This window comes from Rhodococcus sp. P4_B6 (genome assembly GCF_056402215.1).
Genome location: NZ_JBFUHV010000236.1, coordinates 1 through 10,691, shown reverse-complemented (window position 1 = coordinate 10,691; position 10,691 = coordinate 1). Strand labels below are relative to the sequence as shown.

The following is a 10,691-nucleotide window of genomic DNA, read 5'->3' as shown; positions in this document are numbered from 1 at the left end:
GTATTCGAGGAGGTCGGGACGAATTCCGCAGTAGTTCAGCAGTGTGTTGCCCTTGCCGGGAGCGCCGTAGCCGACGACGGTCCGGTTCTGGGCTCGGCAGGCGAGAAGGAACCCGAGTAACTGTTGTCGAGTGGCTCTGGCCTTCAGTTCGAGTCGGCCGTATCCTTCGGCGTCGTGCAGGCCGGCTTCTTCCTCCTGCTTCAACACCTCGGCGACACGCTGTGTGGGCACCGCGCCTGCAGTGTCGGGACGCGCCCAGATCCGGATCGAGCCGCCGTGTGTTTCCAGTAGTTCCACGTCGACGACCGAGAGGCCGGCCGTGGCGAGCGCACTCGTCGCGGAGAGGAGTGTGTAGTACTGGAAATGTTCGTGATAGACCGTGTCGAATTGCGCGAGGACGATCAGATTCAGGGCATGGTGCACCTCGATACTCAGCCTGCCGTCGTCGGCAACGAGGGTACGCAGAGCGCGAGTGAACCCGCGGAGGTCGGGGATGTGCGCGTACACGTTGTTGGCAACCACGAGGTCTGCCGGCCCGTGCTCCGCGCGGACGTGCGCGGCCAGTTCCTCGTCGAGAAATGCCGTGAGAGTGGGAACTCCTCGTTCACGCGCGGCCGCACCGACGTTGTGCGAAGGTTCGATTCCGACGCAGCGGATCCCGGCGTCGACCGCGTGCTGCAGCAGGTAGCCGTCGTTGCTCGCGACCTCGACGATCAACGAGCGCGCGTCGAGGCCGAGTTGCGACACCGAAGAGTGGACGAATCGGCGTGCGTGCTCGACCCATGAGTCCGAGTAGGACGAGTAGTAGGCATAGTCGGTGAAGGTGTCTTGCGGAGAGATCAGGGCCGGAATCTGAAGCAGGAGGCAGTCCTCGCAGATGCGTAGGTGCAGCGGGTAGTTCGTCTCGGGGGCGTCCAGGCCTTGTTCGGTCAAGAAGAGCTCGCACGGCGGCGTCGCTCCCAGATCCAGGACGCTTCGCAAGCGATCGGAGTCGCACAGTCGGCAGCGCACGGGCAGTCTCCCCTCGTCACCGAGACCTGGAGGCCGCTGCGCGTGAGTTGCGTCACACCCGAAGTCTCGATCCGTCCAATTAACCACACTTGGAGTCGTCTTGCAAGGCTCTAAACCAACTTCAAGTATGTATATAGTCCGAATTAAGGATGACTGTTCTTTTACTTGGCGACATGTTGGGACTCGGTCAAATGGGCGATTTCTCAGTCCTGGAGGTTTTCGCGACTAAGGGCGCAGACCGCGGGATACGGAGGAGGTATGGTGATATCTCGTCCCCCAAATTAAAGGCGGGCGAACATTAATAGCCATTACAGGCCCAATGTGCCGGTGACAGCGGAGGGTGCCCGATGCCGTTCGTCATAGTCGAACGCAAAGAGACGCTGGTCGCCGGACTGGCCGTCCGCAGCCCCAAGAGGGCGCTGGGGAAAGCGCGCGACAAGGATCTCGAAAAGACGTGGTCCACCCTGCTGGCGCAGAACGTGGACAGGCCTTTGGCGTCTGCCTATGTCGACCACGCTCCCGAGATCAACTCGTACTACACGCAAATCGTGGGCTACGAGTGCACATCGATCGATCAGGTCGGGCGCGGGCATCTGGTCTCACGGATTCCTGCGGGAACCTATGCAAAGTTCTCCTCGGTCGGAACCTTTCCCGACCTATTCGACGCGCTCTGGGGGCAGATTCGTGAGGCGGAGGAATCGCGGCAGATCGAGAGGTCCTACACCGGCGACTTCGAGTTCTACCCGCACGCATTCGGGATCGATCTGTATGTGGCGATAGTGCCACCCGCCACGATGCAGGGGCCGCAATGAGTTTCGAGATCGTCAAGCGTGAGTCCGCCGACTTCGGGGGGCTCGTTCTGCCGCGCACGGAACTCAGCTCGTCGGCGCATTCGACCGATCTGATGAAGTTCACCCGCGAGCGCATCCAGCAACGCGGCACTGCCGAGCTGGTCACCGTATATGTCGCGGTCCCGGATCTGGGGTGGACCGCCGTGATCGGATATCGGTGTACCGACCTCGGTCAGCTCGAGGTCGGTGACGTACTGGTGCGTGTCCCGGCCGGCTACTTCGCCAAGTTCACGCCCGACGGACGATCGTCCGACCCGATCGAGGACGTGTGGATTCAGGCCGAGCTGGCGGAGAAGGAAGGGCGCATCGAGCGCGCCTACGCGGAGGAGATCGAGGTCTTCCGCGCTCCGAGCAACGTCGAGCTGTTCATTTCCCTCGCTTAAATTCGGGTCGACAATTACCGACCTGAAGTTTGTTTTCGAGCGCATTTGTGGCATCTCAGGTGACAAATCCGGTGTAAACGCGGAAAATAAGTAGCCGCGGGGCTGTGACCGGGTTCGTGTGTCCAGTTCTTGGGGTCTTTACGTAACCCGTGAGTCCCCGGAATTGCCGCACCGACTCCGATGGGAAAGCCAATGCCAGTTGAACAGCTGTCGCGTCCGCAGGTCGACGCGTGGTCGACAGACACCCTAATTGACCGAACGCTGAGCGTGTGGGATCCACGGTCGGAGTGTCGCTTCGTCGTCGCCCGGCCCTCCGACGAGCCCGAGCTGTGGGAAGCATATCTCGAGGGAGCGGTAGCGGGCTATCGCAAGTACGGCGCCGAGAAGGCGCTCGAGTACCGCCGGATTCAGGACGGCGACAGCACCGCGATCTTCTTCGTCGCGATTGAGCCGAACGGCTCCGTCGCAGCGGGTGTCCGCGCGCAGGGGCCGTACATTTATGCTGGTCAGGCGCATGCGATCACGGAATGGGCAAACGATCCCGGGGCTCCCGCCGTCCGCCGGATGATCGAGGACCGGCTGCCGTTCGGTGTCGTGGAGGCGAAGGGCGCATGGGTGTCGGACACCGCCGCCCGGCGCGGTGAACTCGTCGGCGCACTGGGTCGTTTTGCTACCTTCTCGATGGATCTGCTCGACGTCCAGTTCATGCTCGCGACCGCCGCATCCCACGTGTTGGACACGTGGCGAACCACCGGTGGGGTAGTGGCAGACCATATTGCTCCCGTGCCCTATCCGGATGACCGCTACGAGACACGGCTGATGTGGTGGGATCGGAGTAGGCGCAGGGGCCGCGCCGAATCCATGCAGCTGGCCCAACTGTTACTCACGACGTCCGGACCGACGCCGTCGGCAGCCATCGCGACGGGGACGGGAGGAGACGTCGTCCGGCCGATGCGGAGCGTCTCGTGAACGAAACCCACGGTGAGTACACCGCACTGCTGCTCGACGAGGGCCACTCCGGGGACGCGGCGGTACTCGACCGCCTCCGCCGCGACCCCGCGGTAGCCTTCGTCGATCGACTCGACCATCAGCGGGACGCTCTGCGTTCCCTCGTTCCCGCGCCGGGCTCAGATGTGCTCGATGAGGCTCCGGTGTGGGCGTACTACTCGTGGCGACGGACCGTGGTGCGTCTGCTCGGTCCTACGTCGTTCCGGCTGTTGCGGCTGGACCGGAATCGGAACAAGGTCACCGCGCAGGAGCAGGAACGCCTCAGGGACGTCACCGTCGGGATCGTCGGTCTGAGTGTCGGTCACGCCGTCGCGTTAGCTCTCACGCTGGAAGGCGCGTGCGGCGGCTTGCGGCTCGCGGACTTCGACACGCTCGAGCTGTCCAACCTGAACCGGGTTCCCGGCACCGTTCTGGACCTCGGCGTGAACAAGGCAGTGGTCGCCGCCCGCCGTGTCGCGGAGATCGACCCCTACGTCACAGTGACGTTATGGAAGGACGGTGTCGACGTCGAATCGGTCGCCGAATTTCTGGACGGCACGGACGTGGTGATCGACGAATGCGACTCCCTCGACGTCAAGGTGTCCCTGCGGCGGGAGGCCCGGCGCAGGGGATTGCCGGTGCTGATGGCGACCAGTGACCGGGGTCTGCTGGACGTCGAGCGTTTCGACGTCGAACCCGATCGACCCTTGTTCCACGGAGTGATCGGTGACGTCGACGTGGAATCGCTGGCGGGCCTCGGCTCGCGGGACAAGATTCCGCTCGTGTTGCAGATTCTCGACGCCGGACAGTTGTCGGCGACGATGGCGGCGTCGTTGGTGGAGGTGGACGAAACCATCACCACGTGGCCTCAGCTCGGGGGCGAAGTGCTGCTCGGTGGGGCGGAGGTCGCGGCGGCGGTGCGGCGCATCGGGCTCGGGCAGCCGCTCGCGTCGGGTCGCTGCCGGATGGATCTGGACGATCATCTCGATGCCCTCGCCGATCCACCGCTGCCGCAACACCTKCCGGAGCAACCGGTGAACCGGGCCGCGGCCCCGCCGCAGGACACTGTCGACGCCATCGTGAATGCGGCGGCCCGCGCGCCCTCTGGCGGCAACGTCCAGCCGTGGACGATCGCGGCCGACGACGCGGGACTGACCATCTCCCTGGCCCCGGAGCACACGACGGCCATGGACGTCGGGTACCGCGGCAGTTGTGTCGCGGTCGGCGCCGCGCTGCACAACGCCCGGATCGCCGCGTCCGCCGCCGGGCTTCTCGGCGCGGTGACGGTCCACGACCGCGGTCCGGGGCTTCCCGTCGCCACGATGACGTTCGGCAGCGGCAACGACCGGGAACTCAGCGACCGCTACGAGCACATGCTCGACCGGACCACCAACCGCAGGCTGGGCGTCCCCCGGCCGTTGGACGACTCGCAGGCCGGCCTTCTCGCCGAGGCCGCGGCTCGCGAAGGCGCCCGCCTCTGCCTGGTCACCGACCGGGACGACATCGCGGCGATCGGCGCCATTCTGGCGGAGTCGGACCGCATCCGTTTCCTCACACCCACCCTGCACCGCGAGATGATCGGCGAGTTGCGGTGGCCACCCCGGGATTCGGTCGACACCGGCATCGACGTGCGCGCACTGGAACTCGACTCGGCGGAACTGTCGACGCTCGCGCTGTTGCGGAGACCCGAGGTCATGGAACGACTCGGCGCACAGGACGCGGGACAGGCGCTGGGCAAGTCCACCGCGGACCGCATCGCCTCGAGTTCGGCTGTCGCGGTCGTCGCGGTTCCGGGCAGCACCTCACGGGACTATGTGCGCGGCGGTGAGGCGACCGAAAGCGTGTGGATCCACGCGCAGGCGCTCGGCCTCGCCGTCCAGCCGATTTCGCCGGTGTTTCTCTACGGTGTGGAAAGTGCGGAACTCGAACAACTCTCACCGCGGTATGCGGCACCATTGGAGAGGCTGCGGGAAGAATTGTTCGACGTCGTCGGAGCGAAGGCAGGTGAGGCGCTCGCCATGGTGTTACGGCTCAGCCATGCGCCGGGCCCGTCGGTTCGGAGCGAGCGCCGCGCCGACCGGGTGCGAAGGCGGATATCGTAACGACAGGAGGGCCCGTGAACACCGAGAAGCAAACCGAAAAGCTCGAGACCCTGGTGACAACCGTGGCGTCCCGGCTCACGCCTGTCGACGCGGTCTCGTTCAAGGCCGTGGCCACCCGTGTGCTGGAGGATCTCGTGGAACACTTCGAGGTCGACACCAGCTTTCTCCGGTTCACCGACCACGAGATCGCGGCGACGGTCCTGGTCGCGGAATACCCTCTTCGGCCCTTCATCCCCGACCCCGACCCACTCGGCGTCGTCTACTTCAAGGATGCCGATCCGACCTTCGCCCAGATCGAGCACCAGAAGGAAGTCGCCATCTTCCGTCCGGAGGTGTCCGGTCCGGATTACAACGAACGGGTCCGCGAGGCGTCGGGGGTGCCGCAGGTGTCGCTCGCCGCCGTTCCGCTGCTGTCCGGCGAGACGACGACGGGCACGCTCGGATTCATCAAGTTCGGCGACCGCGACTGGACGCCGCCGGAGCTTGACGTCCTCAAGGCGATCGCCGCCCTGCTCGCCCAGGTCCAGGCCCGCATCGTCGTAGAGGAGCAATTGCGCTACTCGGCCGATCACGATTCCCTCACCGGACTCAGCAACCGGCGCGCCCTCTACCACCACCTGGACACCCGCCTGGCGTCGACCGAACCCGGGCCGGTCGCCATTCTGTTCCTGGACCTGGACCGCCTGAAACCCCTCAACGACTTCTTCGGTCACGGGGCGGGCGACGGGTTCATCTCGACGATCGCGGACCGGCTCAGATCGACCAGCGAGGCCGACGACCTCGTCTCGAGGCTGGGCGGCGACGAATTCGTGCTCGTGCTCGGAGGGTCGGTGGGTCTCGAGGAGGCGGAGAGACGGGCGCAGCACATCCGCGACGTCGTGACCGAACGGGTGCGGCTCGGCCGCGAGGTGGTCAGCCGCAGTGTCAGCATCGGCGTGGCGGCGGGGCGTCCGGGTAAGGCCACCACGAGTTCGCTCCTCAGCCAGGCCGACCAGGCCGTCATGGTTGCGAAGACCAAGGGCGGTAACGCGATCAGCGTCTTCACCGACGAGATGCAGGAGGAGAGCGAGAAACGCAACATGATCGAGCTCAGTCTGCGTGCGGCCATCGCGGACGAGTCGCTGTTTCTCGAGTACCAGCCCGAGGTCGACCTGAGCACCGGCCGGATCATCGGGGTGGAGGCCCTGGTGCGGTGGAATCATCCGCTGCTCGGGCTGCTGCAGCCGGGGTCGTTCATCGACGTCGCCGAGGCGACGAATGTGGCGGGCGAACTCGGACGCTGGGTCATCCGGAAGGCCTGCCGGCAGTGGGCCGACTGGCGGTCGCAGGTGCCCGAGCGGGATCTGGATCTCCGCGTCAATGTCTCACCGGGCCAGTTGGCCGGTCTGGACTTTCTCGACGTCGTCGCGAACGCGTTGACGGAGTTCGACCTTCGCAAGGGCGCATTGTGCCTGGAGATCACGGAGAACGCGGTGCTCAGCGACCTCACCTGGACGCGTGAAGCGCTCGAAGGACTGCATGCGATGGACGTGGAGGTCGCGATCGACGACTTCGGCACCGGATACAGCTCCCTCAGCCATCTCAAGGCACTGCCGGTGGGGACGTTGAAGATCGACAAGGGGTTCGTGATGAACCTGGATACCAACCCGGAGGACCGGGCGATCGTGAAATCGATCATCGGCCTCGCCGAGTCGTTCGGCCTGGAATTGGTGGCGGAGGGCGTCGAGAACRTGGAGTCGGCCCGGCAACTTCTGGACATGGGATGTCATCGGGCGCAGGGATTTCTGTTCAGCCGCCCGGTCTCGGCGGAGGAGATCGGCAAGTTGCTGGTGGCCGGAGTTATCGAGGTAGGCCTTTAAAGGTCGAGCATAAACCATACCGAAAGCTCGGTTTAGTTAAATTATAATAATTAAAGGCATTTGATTGCAGCTATAACAGACTCGGAGTATGTTTTGAGGGTAGTAATCAACTCCACGGCGCGATCGGATCGACGCGGTGGCGGGCGGGCTCCGAGCATGGGTTTGATCAATGTGCGAATGTGGAAGCGATTTCGAGGCACTGAGCGTGTCCGAGCGGACTCAACTCCTCATCAGATCTCAATGCGCACACGGCCGTAGGGGGGCGGGGGTCCCGACCATTCCCGGTCGTTCCGTGCCCGAACCCCCCTCGCCGCGGCCGTCCTGGGAGCGTACGTACTCTCAGGCGGCGATGGGCAGCGATCTGGTCAGCGTCGTCGCTGCCGACCTCTTCGTCACGGTCGTCTACCGCCAAATCCCTCTCTGGACGTGGGTCGGGAGCCTCGCGGTCGCGGTCGCGGTTCCGGTCCTTACGATGCTGTCCCTGGCGTTGGCGCATGCGTGGGATCCACGCATTCTCGGCAGCGGAGCCGAGGAGTTTCGCAGAGTGGGACGAGCGTACGTGTGGGTGATCGCGGTGATGGCCGTCGCCGGGTACGCCCTGGGTACGGCGAACGGCCACTCGTGGGTGTTCGGCGCTCTTCCGCTCGCGGCGGCGCTGTCGGTGCTCGGACGCTACGTGTTGAGGCGGGCACTGCGCAGGCGCCGGAGATCGGGAGGCTATCTGCGATCCGTCCTCGTCGCCGGCGACGTCGACGAAGTGCTCGAACTGATCAAGCGCACGCCGGACATCTCGCAGGCCGGGTGGCGCGTGGACGCCATCTGCCTGGCCGACGTRAGACCGGGTGAACAGCTTCCGCTCGCCATCGACGACACTCCCGTGATAGGCACGGAGAAGGACATCGTCGGCATCACCAGGCTCCATTCGTTTCAAGCGATCGCGGTTCTCCCCTCGAGCGGCTGGACCCCCGCTCGCACCGAGCGGTTGAGCTGGGAGCTGGAAGGCACCGGTACTGATCTGCTGATTGCGCCCGTGCTCATGGATGTCGTCGGTCCGCGCTTGCACATCGCCCCCGTCGCGGGAGTCCCGTTGATGCAGTTGAGTGCGCCGACATACTCGGGCCCGGCGTGGGTGATCAAGAATGTCTTCGATCGAATCTTCGCTCTCGTCATCGTCATCGCGATCGCGCCCGTTCTTCTCGTCATCGGCGGGGCGATCCGCGCCGGCAGTCGTGGTCCGGCGTTGTTCAAGCAGGCTCGCGTCGGACGGGACGGCGAGGTGTTCACGATGTACAAGTTCCGCAGCATGGTGGTGGATGCGGAAGCTCGAATCCGTGAGCTCGAGGCGTTCGACGAGGGCGCCGGCGTTATGTTCAAGATGCACGACGACCCTCGGGTCACCCGGATCGGCAGGTTCATTCGCCGCTACTCGCTCGACGAGCTGCCGCAGTTGTTCAATGTCGTATCGGGCAGTATGTCGCTGGTAGGTCCGCGGCCGCCGTTGGAATGCGAGGTAGCGCGTTACGGCGACGACGGTGCGCGGCGTCGTCTGTTCGTCAAACCGGGACTCACCGGACTGTGGCAGGTGAGTGGCCGGAGCAACCTCAGCTGGGAGGAGTCGGTGCGCACCGACCTGCACTACGTCGAGAACTGGAGCTTCACGCTGGATTTGCTGATCCTCTGGAAGACCGTTCGCGCCGTGCTGCGACCGGAAGGCGCGTACTGAGGGTGTGTCGGTCCGGCGCCGATCATGGGCGTGCGAGGCGGTAGGGCGGTCGCCCGTCGAGACTGCGGACAACCCACGGACATCATCGGCTTCGAGGAGACAGCGGTACAGACTCGGGGTATGTTTATGCCCACACCGAAGGACCTCTTGTCTTTATTTGGCAAAGTACGGTAACTTCTCGAAGGGTTTGCTGGAGAGTCGCTGAGAGTGGCTTCCCGCACGAAACGTGGGACTGTCGAAGACTGGAGCAGGGGGATCGATGTCTGGTGGTTCGGTGTCGCCGATCCCCGAGTCCCGCATCGGGTGCGACGTGATGACGGTCGGGCACGTGCGAAGCAGTGTCGAGCGGTTCGGCGACCGCTATCTGAGCAGAATCTTCACACCCCACGAATTGGAAACCTGCGCAGGACCTGCGCGGGTCCAACGGCTGGCCRCCCGATTCGCGGCCAAGGAGGCCGTGGTCAAGGTGTTGCGCCCCGGCGACGTCGCCCTGCCGTGGCAGTCCATCGAGATCCGGCGCGAGAGCTGGGGAGGATGCGGAGTGCGATTGTCCGGCAACGCATCGGCACTCGCCGAGCGTCAGGGGCTCGGTGGGTTCGACGTCTCGATCTCGCACGAGGCCGACGTCGCGATCGCGATGGTCACCGCGTCCCGGCTGGGCACGCCCCCCGATCACGAAGGAGAACGCCACCCATGAGCGAGCACACCATCCGCAAGGTTCTCGGCGACCACGCCAGGCTGTCCGTCGACGCCGCGAGCATCGCCATCGGCGCCGATCTCTACGAACTCGGTCTGACATCCCACGCGAGCGTCAACGTCATGCTGGCGCTGGAGGATTCGTTCGACATCGAATTCCCCGACGAGTTGCTGCGCAAGAGCACGTTCGCGAGCGTCGACTCCATCCGGGGCGCGCTCGTCGAACTCGGCGTGGCATGAGCATCGCCCTCGCGGGCGACACCGGGATCGGGTCCGCCCAGGTTTCCGGACCGTCGGCGCGGGCCGCGAGTGTGGCCGAGGTGGCCGCGCGGTGGGCCGTCGACGTCGATCGTGACGCGCGCTTTCCGCAGGAGGCCGTGGATGCGCTCCGGGACCAGCGTCTGCTCTCGTGCGCCGTCCCTCCGGAACTGGGTGGTGAAGGTGCGACACTTCGGGAACTGTGCACGATCGCCCGGACCCTGGGCCGCCAGTGCGCCGCGACCGCGATGATCTTCGCGATGCACCAAACCCAGATCCTCTCGCTCGTAAGACATCCGGGTGGCGATGGCGTCGCCGGCTTCCTTCGCGCCGCGGTCGCCGGTCAGTACCTGCTGGCGTCGGCGACGACGGAACTGGGCATCGGCGGCGACGTCCGCCGCAGCACCTGCGCGGTGGAGCGGTCCGGTGGCGTGGTGTCGCTGGTCAAGAACGCCCCGGTCATCTCGTACGGCGAGTACGCCGACGCGATCCTCGCGACCGCGCGGCGCACCCCCGACAGCCCGCCGAGCGACCAAGTGCTCGTCATCTGCCGGCGTGCCGACGTGACGCTCGAGCGCACCGGTGACTGGAACACGCTGGGGCTGCGCGGAACCTGCAGTCCCGGGTTCGTGCTGCGGGCCACCACCACCCCGGATCTCGTCGTCGCCGATCCCTACTCGGAGATCTCGGCGACGACCATGCTCCCGGTGTCGCACTCGGTGTGGTCGGCGGTGTGGCTCGGCATCGCCGACGCCGCGGTGGAGAAGGCGCGCCGGTACGTGCGGGTAGCCGCGCGTAAGCAGCCGGGCGCGGCGTCGCCC

The 10,691-nt window shown here is 65.4% G+C and carries 10 protein-coding genes; 9 read left to right on the top strand and 1 reads right to left on the bottom strand.

All coding sequences use genetic code 11. The features are described 5' to 3' along the window. On the bottom strand, positions 1–1,011 hold a 1,011-nt coding region (locus tag AC1DWT_RS46295), incomplete at its 3' end, for a methyltransferase domain-containing protein (protein ID WP_477925837.1). Positions 1,012–1,358: 347 nt separating this feature from the next. Between AC1DWT_RS46295 and AC1DWT_RS46290 the strand changes: the two genes are divergently transcribed. The 9 genes from AC1DWT_RS46290 to AC1DWT_RS46250 form a co-directional block, all read left to right on the top strand. After that, complete coding sequence (locus AC1DWT_RS46290; protein WP_072940954.1) at positions 1,359–1,823, top strand: GyrI-like domain-containing protein; 465 nt, start codon at positions 1,359–1,361, stop codon at positions 1,821–1,823. Then, positions 1,820–2,245, top strand: coding sequence for a hypothetical protein (locus AC1DWT_RS46285; protein ID WP_095861174.1), 426 nt, complete (start codon positions 1,820–1,822; stop codon positions 2,243–2,245). Before AC1DWT_RS46290 ends, AC1DWT_RS46285 begins: the two co-directional genes overlap by 4 nt. Positions 2,246–2,437: 192 nt before the next feature. Beyond that, positions 2,438–3,214, top strand: coding sequence for a hypothetical protein (locus tag AC1DWT_RS46280; protein ID WP_477925836.1), 777 nt, complete (start codon positions 2,438–2,440; stop codon positions 3,212–3,214). Next, complete coding sequence (locus AC1DWT_RS46275; RefSeq protein ID WP_477925835.1) at positions 3,211–5,334, top strand: Rv1355c family protein; 2,124 nt, start codon at positions 3,211–3,213, stop codon at positions 5,332–5,334. The genes AC1DWT_RS46280 and AC1DWT_RS46275 overlap by 4 nt, the downstream gene beginning before the upstream one ends. Positions 5,335–5,348: 14 nt before the next feature. Next, the gene (locus tag AC1DWT_RS46270; protein WP_477925834.1) at positions 5,349–7,193 is read left to right on the top strand and encodes a putative bifunctional diguanylate cyclase/phosphodiesterase; all 1,845 of its coding nucleotides are present in this window, start codon (positions 5,349–5,351) and stop codon (positions 7,191–7,193) included. A gap of 349 nt (positions 7,194–7,542) precedes the next feature. Next, a complete protein-coding gene (locus AC1DWT_RS46265) occupies positions 7,543–8,916 on the top strand; it encodes a sugar transferase (RefSeq protein WP_477925833.1) in 1,374 nt (457 codons plus the stop codon). A 259-nt stretch (positions 8,917–9,175) separates the two neighbouring features. Further along, positions 9,176–9,613: a holo-ACP synthase gene (gene acpS / locus AC1DWT_RS46260; protein WP_477925832.1), complete on the top strand. Its 438-nt coding sequence runs from the start codon at positions 9,176–9,178 to the stop codon at positions 9,611–9,613. Beyond that, positions 9,610–9,852, top strand: a complete 243-nt coding sequence (locus AC1DWT_RS46255) for an acyl carrier protein (RefSeq protein WP_477925831.1) — start codon at positions 9,610–9,612, stop codon at positions 9,850–9,852. The genes acpS and AC1DWT_RS46255 overlap by 4 nt, the downstream gene beginning before the upstream one ends. Beyond that, a partial coding sequence (locus tag AC1DWT_RS46250) for an acyl-CoA dehydrogenase family protein (protein ID WP_477925830.1) occupies positions 9,849–10,691 on the top strand: 843 nt, incomplete at its 3' end. The genes AC1DWT_RS46255 and AC1DWT_RS46250, both read left to right, overlap by 4 nt.